Consider the following 18,625-nt stretch of genomic DNA (forward strand, 5'->3'; position numbering starts at 1 on the left):
ACGGACCCGAGGAATACGGCAACACAGCCACCGCAGAGGAAGGCCTCTGGGCCCGCAAAGGTTGGGCAGGACGCACGTGACACGCGCGGGATTTACACACGTTTTGTCCTATAACCCCGCAAACAGGCGGAAACACGAAGGGCCCCTCATGGAGGGGCCCTTCGTTCTGTGGAGGGGACGACGGGAATCGAACCCGCGTAATCAGTTTGGAAGACTGAGGCTTTACCATTAAGCTACGTCCCCGGGCGAGGCTGCATGGGTCTCTACGAATCCATCAGAGGGTTCCGTGCATCTTTCCGGCGGCTGTTGAAGCCGGATATAACTAAACCTAATTCAGGGGCCAAGTGTCAAATGTGCATTCTCCGGCGAGATGCCCGTAGACTGTCCTGTGCATTCACGGGGTGTAGCTCAGCTTGGCTAGAGCGCCTGCTTTGGGAGCAGGAAGTCGCAGGTTCAAATCCTGTCACCCCGACTCTGTGTGCCTGTTCCGATCCGGAACGCGGCAGAACCCCATCCCACAAAACCAGGAGTACTTAGACTGTGAAGAGCGCTGTCGAGAACCTCACCGCCACGCGGGTCAAGCTCAACGTTGAGGTTCCCTTTGAGGAACTGAAGCCGAGCATCGATGCCGCTTACAAGACCGTTGCTTCGCAGATCCAGGTTCCCGGGTTCCGCAAGGGCAAGGTTCCCTCCAAGCTGGTTGACCAGCGCGTTGGCCGCGGCTACGTCCTGGAGACCGCCATCAACGATGGCCTCAACGGCTGGTACCAGGCTGCCGTCCAGGAAGCCGGCCTCCGTCCGCTGAGCCGTCCCGAGGTTGAGATCACCGAGGTTCCGGACCCGTCCTCGACCGACGGTGAACTGAAGTTCCAGGTTGAGATCGACGTCCGTCCCGAGGTTGAGCTCCCCGACTACGCCGGCATCAAGGTAGAGGTTGCCGCAGCCGATTCCTCCGACGCCGACGTCGACAAGGCCCTCGACGAGCTCCGCGGCCGCTTCGGCACGCTGAAGTCCGTTGACCGCCCGGCCGCCGATGGTGACTTCCTGACCATCGACATCACCGCCACGATCGACGGCGCTGAGATCGACTCCGCCACCGGCCTGTCCTACCAGGTTGGCGCAGGCACCATGCTTGAAGGCCTCGATGAGGCCGTCACCGGCCTTTCTGCCGAAGAAGAAGCAATCTTCGACACCACCCTGGTTGGCGGCGAGCACGCCGGCGAAGCAGCCCAGGTCAAGGTTGTTGTCAAGACCGTCAAGGAGCGCGAGCTTCCTGAGGCCAACGACGACTTCGCCCAGTTGGCATCCGAGTTCGACACCCTCGCCGAACTGCGTGAAGACCTTGCCAAGCAGGCCGCTGAGTCCAAGGTCGTCGGCCAGGGCGTCGAAGCCCGTGACAAGGTCCTGGACAAGCTCGTGGAGCTCATCGAGGTTCCGGTTCCGGACTCTGTAGTCGAAGAGCAGCTCGAAGCGCACTTCAACCCGGAGAACGCCCACGGTGAAGGCGATCACGACACCGAGGAACACCGCGCCGAGGTCAAGGCCAACACCGCCCGTGCCTTCCAGAACGAGATCATCCTTGACGCCATTGCCGACAAGGAAGAAGTGAGCGTCAGCCAGAACGAGCTGATCGACTACATCGTCACCACGGCAAGCCAGTACGGCATGGACCCGAACCAGTTCGCCCAGATCATCGATCAGAGCGGCCAGGTTCCCATGATGGTTTCCGAGGTCCGCCGCCGTAAGGCTCTCGCAGTTGTCCTCGGCCAGGCCGAGGTTGTCGACTCCGAGGGCAACAAGGTCGACCTCAGCGACTTCGTGCGCCCCGCGGGCGAAGAGGCCTCCGTCGAGGAAGCCGAAGAGGCAGCTGTTGTTCCGAGCGACGACCCCGCCGCAGTGAAGTTCTAGTTTCAACTCAAGCCGCCCCCGGATCATGGATCCGGGGGCGGCTTGGTTTAAGCCCCGGAACCGTGCAAAGTACGCCCTTCCGCAATCGTGCGCCGTCAGCGAACAGCGCGATTTGGGAGAACAAATCGCCGTGGAAAACGGTTAGTGTCCAAGTAGTGAAGATCAGGGATGGCAAGTTCAGCAATGGCCCTGTCACCAGCGAGAGGTAAGTACTTATGTCACAGCACGCAGAGGCCCCCAGGATGGCAACCGTCGATCCAGCGGCCCAGGACAACTACATCTACAACCGCCTGCTGAAAGAGCGCATCATCTGGCTCGGATCCGAAGTCCGTGACGAAAACGCCAACGCGATCTGCTCCCAGCTCCTCCTCCTCTCGGCTGAAGACCCTGAGAAGGACATCTACCTCTACATCAACTCGCCTGGCGGCTCCGTGACCGCCGGCATGGCTATCTACGACACCATGCAGTTCATCCCGAACGACGTCGTGACGGTTGCCACCGGCCTCGCGGCCTCCATGGGCCAGTTCCTCCTTTCCTCGGGCACCAAGGGCAAGCGCTACGCCACGCCCAACGCCCGCATCCTGATGCACCAGCCTTCCGGCGGCATCGGTGGCACGGCGTCGGACATCAAGATCCAGGCGGAGCTGATCCTTCACATGAAGAAGGTCATGGCCGAGCTGACAGCCGAACAGACCGGACAGACCGTGGAGACCATCCTCAAGGACAACGACCGCGACAAGTGGTTCACGGCCACCGAAGCGCTCGAGTACGGCTTCTTCGACAAGATCTCCGCCCACGCAGGCTCTGTGGCCGGTGGCGGCGGAACGGCCAACTCGTCGAATTCCGAGAAGTAACCGGCACCAAGAAACATTCAGATCAGGAGCAATGAAAATGAACTACAACTTTGGATGGTCTGCCGGTAATCTCCCGTCCAGCCGCTACGTCCTCCCGCAGTTCGAGGAGCGCACGCCCTACGGCTTCAAGCGCCAGGACCCGTACACGAAACTCTTCGAGGACCGCATCATCTTTCTCGGTGTGCAGGTTGACGACGCTTCTGCCGACGACATCATGGCCCAGCTGCTGGTGCTCGAGTCCACGGACCCGGACCGCGACATCACGTTGTACATCAACTCGCCGGGTGGCTCGTTCACGGCCATGACGGCGATCTACGACACGATGACGTACATTCGTCCGGAGATCCAGACCGTGTGCCTCGGCCAGGCGGCCAGCGCGGCGGCTGTGCTGCTCGCGGCAGGTACGGCGGGCAAACGCCTCGCCCTGCCCAACGCCCGGGTCCTGATCCACCAGCCGTCGCTGTCCGGCGGCCAAGGGGGCCAGGCTTCCGACCTCGAGATCCAGGCCGCAGAAGTCATGCGCATGCGCTCATGGCTTGAGGACACGCTGGCCAAGCACTCCGGTCGGACGCCGGAACAGGTCAACAACGATATCGAGCGCGACAAGATCCTCACCGCTGCCGAGGCAATGAACTACGGATTGATCGACCAGGTGCTCGATTCCCGCAAGATCAAGCCCCAGGCTATCGCCAGGTAACTGGCCAAAACTCGACGCCGGTGCGGTTCAGGAAATATGGACCGCATCGGCGTTCTGTTTCAACCCAAGCAGCCCATTGTGTCCTACAGTGGAAGTTGTCATGGTGGCGCCCCCGCTGCGATCGGCGCGAAATCGCGGATAGGTACGGGGCTGCACCACCCGCATGAAACGAAGGGATTCCCACATGGCTCGGATTGGCGAGAGCACGGATCTGCTGAAGTGTTCTTTCTGCGGAAAGAGCCAAAAGCAGGTTCGGAAGCTGATTGCCGGGCCCGGCGTGTACATCTGCGACGAGTGCATCGAACTCTGCAACGAGATCATCGAAGAGGAGCTCGCCGAAGTATCGGATCTCGGTAGCTTCGAGTTGCCCAAGCCGCGGGAGATCTTCGACTTCCTCCAGGAATACGTCATTGGGCAGGAGCCCGCGAAACGCTCCCTCGCCGTCGCGGTCTACAACCACTACAAGCGCATCCAGGCGGGCCACGCACCGAAGACCGGCCTCGGTGAAGGTGGACACCATGAGGACGTGGAGATCGCCAAGTCCAACATCCTGCTGATCGGTCCCACCGGCTGCGGCAAGACCTACTTGGCACAAACCCTTGCCCGCCGCCTGAACGTACCCTTCGCTGTTGCCGACGCCACGGCCCTGACGGAGGCCGGTTACGTTGGCGAAGACGTCGAAAACATCCTCCTGAAGCTCATCCAGGCCGCCGACTACGACGTCAAGAAGGCCGAACAAGGCATCATCTACATCGACGAGATCGACAAGATTTCGCGCAAGAGCGAGAATCCGTCCATCACGCGCGATGTGTCCGGCGAGGGTGTGCAGCAGGCGCTTCTCAAGATCCTCGAAGGCACAGTGGCCTCGGTTCCGCCCCAGGGCGGACGCAAACACCCGCATCAGGAATTCATCCAGATCGACACCACCAACGTGCTGTTCATTGTGGCCGGTGCGTTCGCCGGGCTCGAGGACATCATTGGATCGCGGTCCGGCCGCAAAGGCATAGGCTTCGGGGCCCCGCTCAACGAGGTCAAGGACAACGCGGACAGCTACGGCGAGGTGATGCCGGAGGATCTGCTCAAGTTCGGGCTGATTCCCGAATTCATCGGGCGCCTGCCCGTGATCACCACTGTGTCCAACCTTGACCGTTCCGCGCTCATCCAGATTCTCTCCAAGCCCAAGAACGCCCTGATCAAGCAGTACCAGAAGATGTTCCAGCTGGACGGCGTGGAGCTTTTGTTCGACGACGACGCCCTGGACTCGATCGCGGACCAAGCCCTTGAACGTGGCACCGGAGCCCGCGGCCTGCGTGCCATCATGGAGGAAGTGCTGCTACCGGTCATGTTCGACCTGCCAAGCAGGGACGACATCGCCAGCGTCGTCATCACTGCCGATGCCGTGAACAAGAAGGGCCAGCCCACCATGATCGCGCACGAGGTCATTGCGAAGCGTCGGAATAAGTCCGCCTAGCCAGAGGTTGGCATGATTGGTGCCGGACACCGTTTTCGTCCGCCTACCCGCGCCCCTTACGCCTATCGAAGGAGTTCCCTGTGCCCGAGCAGACCGCCAACAAGGTCGATTTCTGGTTCGATCCGATGTGCCCATTTGCCTGGGTGACATCCCGCTGGATCGGTGAAGTGGAAGACGTCCGCGGCATCGAGACCAACTGGAACGTCATGAGTCTCTCGGTCCTCAACGAAGGCCGCGAACTGCCTGCCGAATACACCGAGAAGATGAAGCAGGGCTGGGGACCTGTCCGGGTCATCATTGCCGCCCGCGAGCTGCACGGAGACGAATACGTCAAGCCGTTGTACGACGCGATGGGGTCCCTCATCCACCACGAAGGCATCAAGGATTTCGCCGAGGTCATCTCGAAGGCCCTGGCTGAAACCGGCCTTCCCGCCGAGTTGGCACGCTTCGCCGATTCCGAGGAATACGACGTCCAGCTGCGTGCAAGCCATGAATCGGGGATCTCCTTGGTGGGCCAGGATGTTGGCACCCCCGTGGTCGCCGTCAACGGCACGGCCTTCTTCGGTCCTGTCCTCACCCGTATTCCCCGTGGCGAGGAAGCCGGCCGGATCTGGGACGCCACGGTCACCTTGGCCGGGTACCCGCACTTCTTCGAACTCAAGCGCAGCCGCACGGAAAGCCCGGAATTCAACTAGCCCGGAATTCAACCAGCTTGAGCCGTGGGCCAGGCTATTTCAGGAACCGCGACGTTCGACGGTCTGCGAGGATCTTTCCGTTTGTCTGGCAGCCAGGGCAATACTGCAATGACGTGTCGGCAAAGGACACCTCGCGGATCGTGGTCCCGCACACGGGGCAAGGCTGGCCCGCCCTGCCGTGGACCCGCATGGTGTTCCGCTTGGTGTCCTTGAGTTCGCTTGACGCTTTCCCGACGGCGGCGGCCACAGCCGCACCCAGGACGCTTTCGATGGACTCATAGAGGACACGGGTGGTGTCCTTGTCCAGCGACTTGGCGATCGCGAACGGTGAAATCCTGGCTGCGTGAAGGATCTCGTCGCTATAGGCGTTCCCGATGCCCGCGATGACGCCTTGGCTCCGAAGGACTCCCTTGATCTGGTGCGCGTTTGTGGAAAGGATTCCGGCCAAGGTCTCCTCCGTGAAGGCCGGGCTCAGCGGGTCCGGGCCAAGTGTCGCTATTCCCGGAACGTCCAGGGGGTTGCGCACCACGTATACGGCCAGGCTTTTCTTCGTCCCGGCTTCCGTCAGGTCCACTCCGACGTGGGTTGAACCGTCGCTCTTGGTGAAGCCAATCCTTGCCGCGATATTGCTGCCGCCCATCCGAAGCTGGGTCTGCGATGGCTGTTCCGTGTAGCGGAGCCACCCGGCCTTGGCGAGGTGGAAGATGAAATGGATGCCTTCGGCGTCGAGGCTGACGAACTTTCCGAAGCGTTCCACACCGACGATCTTGCGACCCTCCAGCGCTGAGTAAGGGGGATCGGCTGTCTTCAGCACGGCAAAAGAGGTGATCTGGATCTTCGTCAGTTCGGCACCGAGAAGATTCCTGCCCAGAAAGGCAGTCAGCCCGGCCACCTCGGGAAGTTCTGGCATAGCAACACTGTGCCACAAAGCACCGGCACCCAGAACCCCGGAGGCCCGCAGCGAGGCGTCCGAATTACATGCCAGTAGTTCGTGAAGGGGGCTTGTGCTGGCCGGGGAGCGGGTCAAGAATAGAACTTACCCACTTCGGAAGAAGAGGGACACGGAAACCAGAGATTCAGTGATATGCATCTGACGCAGCCTTCGGCAAAGTTGGATGCAAGCTACCAGTGACGAGGTAGGAAGACCTGAAAGTCCGAGGATTCCGCCAGACTGCCAAGACGTCACCGGGCAGCCGAAAAGTCGAAGCCCCACCAACGGCTAAACGCTGATGGGGCTTCCCCTTTGCCCTGAAATCCCAAGTGCCTGGAACTTCCCGGGCGGCCCGGAAAAACTCCCGGGCTCTTCCAAACTACGCCTGGGCGGGCTCCTCGGCAGGCGCCAGGACTACGTCGCTCACGGTGAGTTCGCCGTCCCCGGCTACCAGTGAAATCTCCTGGGCGTTGGCCGCGGCCTTCAGGTCTCCCAGTCCGGCTTCCAGCTGTGCCACAAACGACTCGGTAGCGGTGATCGTGGCCGACAGGACCTCGGTGCGCTGCTTGACCTTGGCCTCGGACTTGGCCTTGCGGATGCCGCTCAGCGCGATGCCGACGGTGCCCAGCATGGTGGTGTCGCCGTCGACGATCTCCACGGCTGCAGGCCACGCCGCGCGGTGGACCGAACCCGTGCGCCACCAGCTCCAGACCTCTTCGGTGGCGAAGGGCAGGAACGGCGCGAACAGGCGCAACAGCGCATCCAGCGTGGTGGCAAGGGCAGCAAGCACGGATGCCTGCTCGGTCTCGCCGGCCGCACCGTAGGCGCGGTCCTTGATGAGCTCCACGTAGTCGTCCGTGAACTGCCAGAAGAACGATTCCGTGATCTGCAGGGCGCGGGCGTAGTCGTAGTTGTCGAACGCCTTGGTGGACTGTGCCACGACATCGGCCAGCTGCGCGAGCAATGCCCGGTCCAAGGGGTTGGTCAGGGGTCCCCACGCGGGCGTTTTTTCCGCGTGGGGGAGACCAACCCCGGGGTTGCTCAGGACGGAAAGGTCCGCGCCGACCACCGAGTTCTCCGTGGCGCCCAGGTTCAACACGAACTTGGAGGCATTGAGCAGCTTGATGGCCAGGCGGCGGCCGATCTTCATCTGGGCGATCTCGTAGGCGGTGTCGGCGCCGAGCTTGGCCGAGGCGGCCCAGTAACGGACGGCGTCGGAGCCGAATTCGTTCAGGACGTCGGTGGGAACAACCACGTTGCCCTTGGACTTGGACATCTTCTTGCGGTCCGGGTCCAGGATCCAGCCCGAGATGGCGGCGTGCTTCCACGGCGCGCTGTCCTGCAGGGCATCTGCCCGCACGGCCGAGGAGAAGAGCCAGGTGCGGATGATGTCGTGGCCCTGCGGACGGAGGTCGAAGGGGTAGACCTTGCCGAACAGTTCCTCGTCACGGCTCCAGCCGCCCACGATCTGCGGGGTCAGCGAAGACGTGGCCCAGGTGTCCAGGACATCCGCGTCGCCGATGAAGCCATTGGGCTGCTCGCGCTGGGACTCGTCGAAGCCGGGGGCCGCGTCCGCCGCAGGGTCCACGGGAAGGGACTCGTCGGACGGCAGGATCGGGTTCTCGTAGTCCGGGTTGCCCTGGGCATCCAGCGGGTACCAGACGGGGATCGGCACACCGAAGAATCGCTGGCGTGAAACGAGCCAGTCACCGTTCAGCCCGGAAATCCAGTTCTCGTAGCGGGAACGCATGAACGACGGGTGGAATTCGATCTCGTGTCCGCGCGCGATCAACCGCTCGCGGCGGTCTTCGTCCCGTCCGCCATTGCGGATGTACCACTGGCGCGAGGTGACAACTTCAAGGGGCTTGTCGCCCTTCTCGAAGAAGTTCACGGGGTGCGTGATCTTCTTGGGCTCGCCATCCAGCAAATCGGCGGCGGCGAGAAGCTCGACCACCGCCTCCTTGGCAGAGAACGCAGTCTTGCCGGCAATCGCCGCGTAGGCTTCCTTGCCGGCGTCGGTGGTGATCCACTCGGGTGTCTCGGCGATGATGCGGCCGTCGCGGCCCATGATGGCGCGGGTGGGCAACTGCAGCTCGCGCCACCAGGTGACGTCGGTCAGGTCGCCGAAGGTACAGACCATGGCGATGCCGGAACCCTTGTCCGCCTTGGCGAGCGGATGGGCTTTGACCTCGAGTTCGACGTCGAACAGGGGAGACGTGACGGTCTTGCCGAACAGCGGCTGGTAGCGCTCGTCGTCGGGGTTCGCCACCAACGCGGCGCACGCGGCGAGGAGTTCCGGACGTGTTGTCTCGATGTAGATCTTCTCGCCGTCAGCGGTGAAGAAAGGGTAGCGGTAGTACGCGCCGGCAACCTCGCGGTCCTCGAGTTCGGCCTGCGCGACGGCGGTACGGAACGTCACGTCCCACAGGGTGGGGGCCTCGGCCATGTAGGCGTCACCGGCGTTCAGGTTCGCGAGGAAGGCACGCTGGGACACCGCACGGGAGGTGTCGTCGATGGTGCGGTAGGTGAGGTCCCAGTCAACGGACAGGCCGAGTGTCTGGAACAGGTTCTCGAAGACCTTTTCGTCTTCGACGGCGAGTTCCTCGCAGAGTTCGATGAAGTTCTGGCGCGAGACGACGTCGAAATCGCGCTGGTTCTTGGCCGGCTGTGCCGGCGGGCGGTAGTCGGCGTTGTAGGGAATGGCGGGATCGCAGCGGACGCCGTAGTAGTTCTGGACGCGGCGCTCGGTAGGCAGCCCGTTGTCGTCCCAGCCCATCGGGTAGAAGACGTTCTTGCCGGTCATGCGCATGTAGCGGGCCTGGACATCCGTCTGCGTGAACGAGAACATGTGGCCCACGTGGAGCGAACCGGATGCGGTGGGCGGGGGAGTGTCGATCGAGTAGACCTGCTCCCGGGTGGTGTCCGGGTTGAACTTGTAGGTTCCTTCGTCCAGCCAGCGCTGCGTCAGGGCAGCCTCGAGGCCTTCAAGGGCCGGCTTATCGGGAACGTTGATGGGGGCGGTGGCGGGCGTGTCTGTACCCTGCGTTGATTCAGCCATGGGCCAATTGTTTCATGGCGCCCTTTGTTCCGTGGCACGCAGGGGTGCAGTAGCATGCGGGCCATGACGGAACTCAAGGACGTTTTGGTTATCAAGCGCATCTATGACGAAGCAGCGGACGACGACGGCTACCGGGTTCTGGTCGACAGGCTGTGGCCGCGAGGGGTATCCAAGGAACGCGCCCACCTGGATCTCTGGCTCAAGGAGATCGCTCCCTCGCCGCCCCTCCGTACCGAGTTTGCCCATATGCAGGAGCGATTCGAGGACTTCCGCCGCTCGTACCAGGCTGAGCTGGAACAGAATCCCGCCGTGGAGCAGCTGCTGGAGCTGGCGGCCGCGGAAAAGCGCGTCACGCTGCTCTACGGCGCCAGGGACCCTGAAATCAATCACGCCCGCGTCCTGGTGGAGTTTCTGCTGGGCGCCGCCAAGACGGACACATGACCACGCCGCAGCATCCGCGCTTCGCGCGGGCCTACGCCCGGGCGGTTCCGGCGATAAACCTGCGCGGCGGCACCGAACACCGGCGCACCCTGCTGGCTGGCCTGCGAGGCCGCGTCATCGAGGTCGGCGCCGGCGAGGGCTCGTCGTTCGGCCTGTACCCGGCCACCGTGGAAAGTGTCCTCGCGGTTGAACCTGATGACTACCTCAGGGAACTTGCTGGAGCCAAGGCAGGGCTTGCCGCAGTGCCGGTCACGGTTGTTCCCGGAACCGCCGAAAACATTCCAGCGGCCGACGGCGAGGCGGACGCCGTCGTAGTCAGCCTTGTCCTCTGTAGCGTCGCGGACCAGGCGGACGCGCTAGCGGAAATCCGCCGGGTGCTTCGGCCCGGCGGAACCTTGGCGTTCTACGAGCACGTGCGCTCGGACAAGCAGTTTCTCGCGGCCGTCGAGGATCTGCTCACTCCGGCCTGGAAGCACATGGCCGGAGGCTGCCATCCCAACCGCAACACCCTGCACGCGATCGGCGCAGCCGGCTTCCAGGTGCTGCACAGTGAGCGTTTCGGCTTCTCCGCCGGCCCGCTGTCTCCGTCGATCGCCCACATCCTTGGGCGTGCGGTTTCTCCCGGTGAACCGCGTTAGGGTGGTGCCATGACTGAGGAAGTACAGACGAAGACCGCAGTAGTGACCGGCGCCAGCACGGGAATCGGCGAAGCCACGGTGAGGGCCCTCACCGCCGAGGGTTGGAAGGTATTCGCCGTCGCCCGCCGTGCCGAGCGGCTTGAGGCACTCGGCGCCGAGAGCGGCGCAGTGCCGTTCGCCGCGGACATCACCAACGACGACGACGTCGCGGCCTTGCTCTCAGCCGTCACCGAGGCAGGGGGAGCGGACACGCTCATCAACATTGCCGGCGGTGCGCGGGGCGCCGACACCCTGGCCAATGCCCAGACCGAGGACTGGGACTGGATGTACCAAGTCAACGTGCTCGGCACCCTGAAGCTGACCCGGGCCTTCCTCCCGATGCTGCGGGCCAACGGCGAGGGCACCGTTTTGAACCTGACGTCGACGGCGGGATTCACGGCCTACGAAGGCGGCGGCGGGTACAACGCGGCAAAGTTCGCCCAGCACGCCATGACCGGCGCCCTGCGCCTGGAGGAAGCCGAGAACAACATCCGCGTCATTGAGGTGGCACCCGGCCTCGTCCGCACGGAGGAATTCGCTCTCAACCGCCTCGGCGATGCCACCGCGGCAGCCAAGGTATACGCCGGTGTCGAGAAGCCGCTCACCCCGGAGGACGTCGCCGACGTCGTCAAGTACGCGGTCTCATTGCCGCACCACATCAACCTGGACGAGATCATCGTCCGCCCGGTGGCGCAGGCCGCTACCCACAAGTTGATCCGCAAGGGCTAAGGTACCGGCGTCGCCGGCTCCCGCGCGGCAGCCCAAGTGGAGCTCGCAGTGCCGCTGCCGCTAGACTTGTGCCACAAGCTTTGACCCGGACATCACCGGTGAGCTTCCGGAAGAACGCCCCTGCCACCCCGGGGGTCAGTAGAACCGGACGGGTAAGCCCGTCACAGCAGCAATGAGCGGCCGACGCCGGAACAGCTCCTCTTCGAAGGGGCCGCGCCAGCGGCGGTAAGTGAGGTGGTACCGCGGTACCGGCGCTGTTGGAAACAACGCAGCTGGCGCCGTCCTCGCATCCTGAATGAAACTTTGTGTTCACCGGCTCAACCCAGGATGAAGAGATGACGTATTACCCCAAGGCCTCCACAGCTCTCTCCGGCACCCCGCGAGGGGTGTCCGCCTCCGTGAAGTTCCCGGAGATCGAAGAGCGCATCCTCAAGTACTGGGATGAAGACGGCACCTTCCAAGCCAGCATCGACAACCGCAGCGCGGACCTGCCCGGAGGGCACCCCGGCAGTAACGAGTTCGTCTTCTATGACGGTCCTCCCTTCGCCAATGGACTGCCCCACTACGGCCACCTCCTGACCGGCTACGCCAAGGACCTGGTGGGCCGCTACCAGACCCAGCGCGGCAAGCGCGTCGAACGGCGTTTCGGCTGGGACACCCACGGCTTGCCCGCGGAACTCGAGGCCATGAAGCAACTGGGCATGACGGACAAGACCCAGATCGAAGCGATGGGCATAGACAAATTCAACGACGCCTGCCGCGCCTCGGTCATGAAGTACGCGGACGAATGGAAGAGCTACGTCACACGGCAGGCACGCTGGGTGGACTTCGACAACGACTACAAGACCCTCAACGTCGAGTACATGGAGTCTGTCCTTTGGGCCTTCAAGCAGCTCCACGAGAAGGGCCTCACCTACAACGGGTACCGCGTCCTGCCGTACTGCTGGAAGGACGAGACGCCGCTGTCCAACCATGAGTTGCGCATGGATGACGATGTCTACAAGAACCGCCAGGACCAGACCGTCACCGTGACCTTCCCCATCAAGGCAGGGGAGTCGGAACTCTCCAAGTCCCTTGAAGGCGTGCAGGCGCTCGCGTGGACCACGACCCCCTGGACGCTGCCCACCAACCTGGCGCTCGCCGTCGGGCCCGACATTTCTTACGCGGTGGTTCCGGCCGGTCCCAACGGGATCAAGGCCGCCTCCGCGGAGGCTCCGGTGAAGGGCAGCTTCCTGCTGGCCGCCGATCTTCTCGGCACCTACGCCAAGGATCTGGGGTACGACGACGGTGCTGCCGCTACCGCCGCCGTCACGGCAAGCTACACGGGCACCGAGTTGGCCGGCCTGGAGTACGAGCCGCTCTGGGACTACTTCTCCGATACCGAGAAGTACGGCACCCAGAACGCCTGGCGTTTCCTCGTGGCGGACTACGTCACCACCACCGACGGTACGGGCATCGTCCACCAGGCTCCGGCCTACGGCGAGGACGACCAGAAAGTCTGTGAGGACGCGGGCATCCCCGTGGTCCTTTCCGTCGACGAGGGCGCCAAGTTCCTCCACCTGTTCGCGCACGGACCGCTCGCCGAAATCTCCGGGCTGCAGGTGTTCGATGCCAACAAGCCGATCACCCAGGCACTGCGTTCCGGCGGTCGCTTGGTTCGCCAGGCCAGTTACGAGCACAGCTACCCGCACTGCTGGCGCTGCCGCAACCCCCTGATCTACCGTGCCGTGTCCTCCTGGTACGTGGAGGTCACCAAGTTCAAGGACCGGATGTCCGAACTGAACCAGGAGATCAACTGGATCCCGGGCAACGTCAAGGACGGACAGTTCGGCAAGTGGCTGGCCAACGCCCGCGACTGGTCCATCAGCCGCAACCGCTACTGGGGCTCGCCCATCCCGGTGTGGCAGTCCGACGACCCCGAGTACCCGCGCACGGACGTTTACGGCTCCCTCGCCGAGATGGAGGCCGATTTCGGCCGCCTTCCGATGAACAACGACGGCCAGGTCGACCTGCACCGCCCGTTCATCGACGAACTGACCCGGCCCAACCCGGACGACCCGCGCTCGCCTGAAGAGGGCCAGTCCACCATGCGCCGGGTGGAGGACGTCCTGGATGTCTGGTTCGACTCGGGCTCCATGCCCTACGGCCAAGTGCACTATCCGTTCCAGAACGAGGAATGGTTCGACACCCACAACCCTGCCGACTTCATCGTCGAGTACATCGGGCAGACCCGCGGCTGGTTCTACATGCTGCACATCCTGTCCACGGCACTCTTCGACCGGCCGGCCTTCCGCAATGTGATCAGCCATGGCATCGTGCTGGGTTCGGACGGGCAAAAGATGTCCAAGAGCCTGCGCAACTACCCGGACGTCTCCGAGGTCCTGGACCGCGACGGCTCCGACGCCATGCGCTGGTTCCTGATGTCCAGCCCCATCCTGCGCGGCGGCAACCTCGTGGTCACCGAACAGGGAATCCGCGACGGCGTCCGCCAAGTCATCCTGCCGCTGTGGAACGTGTACAGCTTCTTCACGCTGTACACGAACGCTTCCCACACAGTGGATGGGACAGCCGCCGGCTATGACGCCAAGCCGCGCTACGACGGCTACACGGACACCATGGACCAGTACTTGCTGGCAAACACCGGTGACCTCGTCCGCAACGTCACCTCCAGCCTGGACCAATACGACATTTCCGGGGCTTGCGATGAACTGCGCAGCTACCTGGATATGCTCACCAACTGGTATGTCCGCCGCAGCCGCCAGCGCTTCTTCGACGAGAACACCGACGCCTTCGACGCCCTCTACACGGCGCTCGAAGCGGTCTGCCGAGTCTCGGCGTCGCTCCTTCCTTTGGTTTCCGAGGAGATCTGGCGCGGCCTGACCGGCGGGCGCTCCGTGCACTTGGCTGACTGGCCCGAGGCGTCGCTGTTCCCGGCGAACCCGGAACTCGTCGAGGCGATGGACCGGGTCCAGCAGATCTGCTCCACCGGTTCCAGCCTGCGCAAGGCCGCCAACCTCCGCGTTCGCTTGCCGCTGCAGGAACTCACTGTGGTGGCACCCGGTGCTGATGCGCTGGCAGGCTTCGCCGCCGTCGTCGCGGATGAACTGAACCTGCGTTCCGTGCGCCTCCTCGACGCCGCCACGGCGTCGCCGGAGGAATTCGGCATCGAGCAGAAACTCGTGGTCAATGCCCGCGCGGCAGGTCCGCGACTGGGCAAGAACGTCCAGCAGGCCATCAAGGGTTCCAAGTCCGGCGACTGGTCTGTTTCCGATGCGGGAGTGGTCACGGCGGGCGGCCTCGAGCTGGAACCGCAGGAGTACACGCTCGAGACTGTCGTCGCGGAATCTGCTGACGGCTCGTCCGCGGCCGTCGCTGTCCTTCCGGGCGGCGGCTTCGTGGTCCTGAACACCGAAGTCACTCCGGAACTGGCAGCCGAAGGCCTGGCGCGGGACATGGTCCGCGCCATCCAGCAGGCCCGCAAGGACGCAGGACTGAACGTCAGTGACCGCATCCACACCACGGTCCTGGCCGTCCACGACGTCGTTGACGCCTTGCGCGCCAACGAAGAGCTGGTCAAGACCGAAACCCTGTCCCTCAAGCTCGACCCCGTCGTCTCCGGCGACGCCGCCGAGCCGCAGATCACCGTTACCAAGATCGAGGCCTAGTACATGAGCGACGAATTCTCCGTAGAAAGCGTCTACGCCGAACTCCTGGGCCGCGCCCCGGAAAACAAAATGGAGCCGCGGCTCGCGCCCCTGTACCGGGCGATGGATGTGCTGGGGGAGCCCAACAAGGCGTTCCCGATCATCCACATCACGGGCACCAACGGCAAGACCTCAACAGCCCGGATGATCGAGGCCGGGCTTCGTGCCCACGGATTGAGCACAGGCCGTTATACGAGTCCGCACCTGTCGAAGGTCACCGAGCGCATCAGCATCGACGGCGAGCCGGTTTCGGACGAGACCTTTGTCCGGATCTGGGACGAGATCCGTCCGTACCTCGAAATCGTGGACAAGGAGCTCGAGGCGGATGGCCAGCCCAGGCTCACGTACTTCGAGTGCCTGACCATCCTGGGCTTCGCGATCTTCGCGGACCAACCCGTGAACGTCGCCGTGATTGAAGTGGGGCTCGGCGGCATCACCGACGCCACGAATGTGGGCGATGGACAGGTTTCCGTGGTGACGCCGATTTCGCTTGACCACACGGATCTCCTCGGCGATACCACCGAGGATATCGCGCGCGAGAAGGCCGGAATCATCAAGCCCGGCGGCTTCCTGATCAGCGCGGCCCAGCCGGTGGACGCCGCGCAGGTGCTCCTTGAGAAGGCGCGCGAGGTTGGGGTGCCGTTCCGCTTCGAAGGCGTCGAATTCGGCGTCGAGTCCCGCAGCGTTGCCGTCGGAGGCCAAGTCCTGACCATCCAGGGGCTCGCGGGCCGCTATGAGGACCTGCTGCTTCCCTTGCACGGCGCCCACCAGGCCGAGAACGCGGCCGTCGCGGTCGCGGCGCTTGAAGCGTTCTTCGGTGGCGGTGAAAAAGAGCTCGACGGCGACCTCCTGCGCGAAGCGTTCGGCAGCGTCACGTCGCCTGGCCGTCTTGAAGTGGTGCGCACCGCTCCCACGATCATCGTGGATGCGGCCCACAACCCTGACGGCATCCGCGTCTCGGCCGAGGCAATTGAAGAGGCCTTCAGCTTCAGCAAGCTGGTGGTGGTCCTCGGGGTCCTCAAGGAAAAGGACGCGGAGGAAATCCTGCGGCAGCTCAAGGAATCGCTGGGTGGACTGGCAGAGGAGTTCTGCTTCACACAGTCCAGCTCGCCGAGGGCCATCCCGGCGGCGCAACTGGCCGATCTCGCCGTCGACCTTGGCTTCGGTGCGGACAATGTCCACATTGCCGAGAAGCTGGATGACGCGATCGAGTGGGCCGTGGAGCGTGCCGAAGCGAATGATGACCTGGCCGGCGGCGTACTCGTCACGGGTTCCGTCACCGTGGTGGCGGAGGCCCGCATGCTCCTGGGGAAGGTTGGTTCCTGAGCATGGCCAAACTCACCAAAGCCCAGCGCGAATGGCGGCCCGGGATGCCCAAGAAGCGCCGCTCTACCAAGGTGATGTTCGCTTCGACCGTCCTGCTTTTGGAGGCCTTCGTCGCGTTCTTCGCCACCTTGGCAGTCTTCGGACTGAAGCGCGGAGAGGTGCAGCCGGCCCTGATCCTGACCTTCGGCATCAGCCTGAGCGTCATCCTGATCCTGGCCTGTGCCGTGCTTAGCAAGCCGTGGGGCATCGGGGTCGGCTGGGTTATGCAGCTGGTCTTGATTCTTTCCGGCTTCGTCGAGCCCACGATGTTCGTGGTGGGAGTCCTGTTCGCGGCCTGCTGGTGGTACGGCATCCGTGCCGGCATGAGAATCGACCGCGAGAACGCCCAGCGTGATCGTGAGCAAGCCGAATGGAACGCTTCGCACGGGGACTCTGGGGGCAGCGCGGGCGTCGCCTGAGTGAAACCCCGTAAACTGGCTGGGAAACCCACACATCCAACATTGGAGCAACCGTGAGCATTGAGCGCACCCTTGTACTGATCAAGCCCGACGGCGTCGCCCGCAACTTGAGCGGCAGCATCCTCGCCCGCATCGAGTCCAAGGGATACTCCTTGGTCGAATTGAAGAAGGTCAACGCAACCCGCGATCTCCTTGAGCAGCACTACGAAGAGCACCTGGGCAAGCCGTTCTACGAGCCGCTGGTCGAGTTCATGCTCAGCGGCCCGGTTGTCGCTGCCATCTTCGAGGGCCACCGCGTGATCGAAGGCTTCCGTTCCCTTGCTGGAACCACGGACCCGACGTCGGCGGCGCCCGGCACCATCCGCGGTGACTTCGGCCGTGACTGGGGCCTGGCTGTGCAGCAGAACCTGGTCCACGGTTCCGATTCGGTGGATTCCGCCGAGCGCGAGATCAAGATCTGGTTCGGCGCGTAGTTTTCAGACACACCAAAAGCGGAAGGGGTCCATGTTCATGCGAACATGGGCCCCTTCCGCTGTTGACGGCTTGGTGCTTAGTAACCCGACGTGCCGATGAAGACGTTGATGAAGGCAAAGAAGATACTGGCGATCACGCCAACGTAGAGCAGCGCGGAAATGATCCAACCGGATTCGCTCAGGATCTTGGCCAGTCCTGCGGGCGCTGGAATGACTCCGTGCGCCACGTTCCTGATGGTCACGAAGACGAAGAGCGGGATCATGCATGCCCACACCACCATGCAGAACGGGCACAGGATATGAATGACATACAGGGCCTGGGACCAGAGCCAGACGATGAAGATGAACCCCAGTGTGACGCCCGTCTGCAGTCCGATCCAATACCAGCGGGCGAACTTGGCCCCGGCAAAGATCGCCATGGCGGTGGTGATGATCACGGCGAAGGCGACAATCCCGATGAACATGTTGGGGAAACCGAAAACCGAACTCTGCGGTGTTTTCATGACGCTGCCACAGGACACCCACGGATTGAGGTCGCAGGCCGTTATGTGGTTGGGGTCCATGAGAACCTGCAGCTTTTCCAGCACGAGTGCGCCGGACGCAAGCCACGCGATGGCGCCGGTGGCGAGCAAGAGCCAGGCAAAGGGGCGGTCGCGGACCATGCGCGGCATGGCTGCGTCGTCGGTGTGCCTGCCGGTTCCCTCCTGCCTGAGGGAGCGGGCATCGTTATTGGCCAGGTTCGGGCTGGCGGGGCTCGGCATGGTTGGCTGTCCTTTTCTGGATGGCCCGGCGCAGGACCGGGGACTGCTCTTGGGAGGATTCTAGCCGCGGAGGCTGGAGGACGCGTCCAGCAAAGGCGGCGGCACGGAAGCTTTCAGGGCATGCTTCCTGCCGGGAGTGCGGGCGTGTGAGAGAATGAACATGGCCGGAAGCCGATCCACATGCGGAATCCGGTCCGGTATCTTGTTCCCAAGACCGCCAATCATTTGCAGGGCATGCCCAGGATCCAATGATCCCCGGCAGGGCCGCAGTGACCATGGACGGCACCTGGTTGTGGCATTAGAACAACGGGTTTGGAGCGAAGCCGGCTTTCCGTGGATGCCGCACCCCCATGCTGGTGCGAACCGGAAAGACTACTACTGACTTCTGTCAACGCCTGCGGGTTTTGACAATATTGCCCCTCTGGGCACCGGATGTGGCGGT

General features: G+C 63.4%; 15 protein-coding genes and 2 tRNA genes. 13 read left to right on the top strand and 4 right to left on the bottom strand.

The annotated features are described in order from the left end of the window. Positions 1–169: 169 nt before the first annotated feature. Positions 170–243 (bottom strand) — tRNA-Gly (locus tag VLA65_RS21225). 154 nt (positions 244–397) lie between these two features. On the opposite strand from VLA65_RS21225, the gene VLA65_RS21230 reads away from it, so the two are divergent. The 6 genes from VLA65_RS21230 to VLA65_RS21255 all read left to right on the top strand — a co-directional run bounded on the left by VLA65_RS21230 (position 398) and on the right by VLA65_RS21255 (position 5,625). Next, positions 398–472, top strand: a tRNA-Pro gene (locus VLA65_RS21230). A gap of 68 nt (positions 473–540) precedes the next feature. Next, positions 541–1,908 carry a trigger factor gene (tig, locus tag VLA65_RS21235; RefSeq protein WP_059390251.1) on the top strand — a complete coding sequence of 456 codons (1,368 nt, stop codon included), beginning with the start codon at positions 541–543 and terminating at the stop codon, positions 1,906–1,908. A gap of 242 nt (positions 1,909–2,150) precedes the next feature. Further along, on the top strand, positions 2,151–2,762 hold the full coding sequence (locus VLA65_RS21240) for an ATP-dependent Clp protease proteolytic subunit (RefSeq protein ID WP_284991226.1): 612 nt from the start codon (positions 2,151–2,153) through the stop codon (positions 2,760–2,762). Positions 2,763–2,799: 37 nt separating this feature from the next. Further along, positions 2,800–3,459 (top strand): ATP-dependent Clp protease proteolytic subunit, encoded by a 660-nt coding sequence (locus tag VLA65_RS21245; protein ID WP_234749864.1) that lies wholly within the window; start codon positions 2,800–2,802, stop codon positions 3,457–3,459. Positions 3,460–3,643: 184 nt separating this feature from the next. Further along, positions 3,644–4,930 carry an ATP-dependent Clp protease ATP-binding subunit ClpX gene (gene clpX, locus VLA65_RS21250; protein ID WP_059389365.1) on the top strand — a complete coding sequence of 429 codons (1,287 nt, stop codon included), beginning with the start codon at positions 3,644–3,646 and terminating at the stop codon, positions 4,928–4,930. Between the two features lie 80 nt (positions 4,931–5,010). Next, on the top strand, positions 5,011–5,625 hold the full coding sequence (locus VLA65_RS21255; RefSeq protein WP_059389364.1) for a mycothiol-dependent nitroreductase Rv2466c family protein: 615 nt from the start codon (positions 5,011–5,013) through the stop codon (positions 5,623–5,625). Positions 5,626–5,659: 34 nt separating this feature from the next. On the opposite strand, the gene VLA65_RS21260 is transcribed toward VLA65_RS21255, so the two are convergent. Further along, on the bottom strand, positions 5,660–6,535 hold the full coding sequence (locus VLA65_RS21260; RefSeq protein WP_332603665.1) for an Fpg/Nei family DNA glycosylase: 876 nt from the start codon (positions 6,533–6,535) through the stop codon (positions 5,660–5,662). 400 nt (positions 6,536–6,935) lie between these two features. Further along, a complete protein-coding gene (valS, locus tag VLA65_RS21265; protein WP_332603666.1) occupies positions 6,936–9,614 on the bottom strand; it encodes a valine--tRNA ligase in 2,679 nt (892 codons plus the stop codon). 63 nt (positions 9,615–9,677) lie between these two features. On the opposite strand from valS, the gene VLA65_RS21270 reads away from it, so the two are divergent. The 7 genes from VLA65_RS21270 to ndk all read left to right on the top strand — a co-directional run bounded on the left by VLA65_RS21270 (position 9,678) and on the right by ndk (position 17,422). Further along, on the top strand, positions 9,678–10,055 hold the full coding sequence (locus tag VLA65_RS21270; RefSeq protein WP_284991204.1) for a DUF488 domain-containing protein: 378 nt from the start codon (positions 9,678–9,680) through the stop codon (positions 10,053–10,055). Further along, on the top strand, positions 10,052–10,693 hold the full coding sequence (locus VLA65_RS21275; protein WP_332603667.1) for a class I SAM-dependent methyltransferase: 642 nt from the start codon (positions 10,052–10,054) through the stop codon (positions 10,691–10,693). The genes VLA65_RS21270 and VLA65_RS21275 overlap by 4 nt, the downstream gene beginning before the upstream one ends. Before the next feature lie 9 nt (positions 10,694–10,702). After that, positions 10,703–11,461, top strand: coding sequence for an SDR family oxidoreductase (locus VLA65_RS21280; protein ID WP_284991206.1), 759 nt, complete (start codon positions 10,703–10,705; stop codon positions 11,459–11,461). 335 nt (positions 11,462–11,796) lie between these two features. Beyond that, complete coding sequence (gene ileS, locus VLA65_RS21285) at positions 11,797–15,126, top strand: isoleucine--tRNA ligase (RefSeq protein WP_332603668.1); 3,330 nt, start codon at positions 11,797–11,799, stop codon at positions 15,124–15,126. A gap of 3 nt (positions 15,127–15,129) precedes the next feature. After that, positions 15,130–16,491, top strand: coding sequence for a bifunctional folylpolyglutamate synthase/dihydrofolate synthase (locus tag VLA65_RS21290; protein ID WP_059389362.1), 1,362 nt, complete (start codon positions 15,130–15,132; stop codon positions 16,489–16,491). Positions 16,492–16,493: 2 nt separating this feature from the next. Next, the gene (locus tag VLA65_RS21295) at positions 16,494–16,949 is read left to right on the top strand and encodes a DUF4233 domain-containing protein (protein ID WP_059389361.1); all 456 of its coding nucleotides are present in this window, start codon (positions 16,494–16,496) and stop codon (positions 16,947–16,949) included. A 53-nt stretch (positions 16,950–17,002) separates the two neighbouring features. Next, complete coding sequence (ndk, locus tag VLA65_RS21300; RefSeq protein WP_059389360.1) at positions 17,003–17,422, top strand: nucleoside-diphosphate kinase; 420 nt, start codon at positions 17,003–17,005, stop codon at positions 17,420–17,422. A 77-nt stretch (positions 17,423–17,499) separates the two neighbouring features. Here the strand turns inward: ndk and VLA65_RS21305 are convergent, their stop codons facing one another. Continuing rightward, positions 17,500–18,183, bottom strand: a complete 684-nt coding sequence (locus VLA65_RS21305; protein WP_306959423.1) for a vitamin K epoxide reductase family protein — start codon at positions 18,181–18,183, stop codon at positions 17,500–17,502. Positions 18,184–18,625: the final 442 nt, after the last annotated feature.

Origin of the sequence: Arthrobacter sp. S2(2024) (assembly GCF_036662515.1) — a bacterium.
Classification (GTDB): domain Bacteria; phylum Actinomycetota; class Actinomycetes; order Actinomycetales; family Micrococcaceae; genus Arthrobacter.

Excerpts from the sequence above, each read along its gene's own strand:
- VLA65_RS21240 (WP_284991226.1), top strand. The coding sequence starts at position 2,151 with ATGGCAACCGTCGATCCAGCGGCCCAGGACAACTACATCTACAACCGC.
- VLA65_RS21245 (WP_234749864.1), top strand. The coding sequence starts at position 2,800 with ATGAACTACAACTTTGGATGGTCTGCCGGTAATCTCCCGTCCAGCCGC.
- clpX (WP_059389365.1), top strand. The coding sequence starts at position 3,644 with ATGGCTCGGATTGGCGAGAGCACGGATCTGCTGAAGTGTTCTTTCTGC.
- VLA65_RS21260 (WP_332603665.1), bottom strand. The coding sequence starts at position 6,535 with ATGCCAGAACTTCCCGAGGTGGCCGGGCTGACTGCCTTTCTGGGCAGG.
- valS (WP_332603666.1), bottom strand. The coding sequence starts at position 9,614 with ATGGCTGAATCAACGCAGGGTACAGACACGCCCGCCACCGCCCCCATC.
- VLA65_RS21270 (WP_284991204.1), top strand. The coding sequence starts at position 9,678 with ATGACGGAACTCAAGGACGTTTTGGTTATCAAGCGCATCTATGACGAA.
- VLA65_RS21275 (WP_332603667.1), top strand. The coding sequence starts at position 10,052 with ATGACCACGCCGCAGCATCCGCGCTTCGCGCGGGCCTACGCCCGGGCG.
- VLA65_RS21280 (WP_284991206.1), top strand. The coding sequence starts at position 10,703 with ATGACTGAGGAAGTACAGACGAAGACCGCAGTAGTGACCGGCGCCAGC.
- ileS (WP_332603668.1), top strand. The coding sequence starts at position 11,797 with ATGACGTATTACCCCAAGGCCTCCACAGCTCTCTCCGGCACCCCGCGA.
- VLA65_RS21290 (WP_059389362.1), top strand. The coding sequence starts at position 15,130 with ATGAGCGACGAATTCTCCGTAGAAAGCGTCTACGCCGAACTCCTGGGC.
- VLA65_RS21295 (WP_059389361.1), top strand. The coding sequence starts at position 16,494 with ATGGCCAAACTCACCAAAGCCCAGCGCGAATGGCGGCCCGGGATGCCC.
- VLA65_RS21305 (WP_306959423.1), bottom strand. The coding sequence starts at position 18,183 with ATGCCGAGCCCCGCCAGCCCGAACCTGGCCAATAACGATGCCCGCTCC.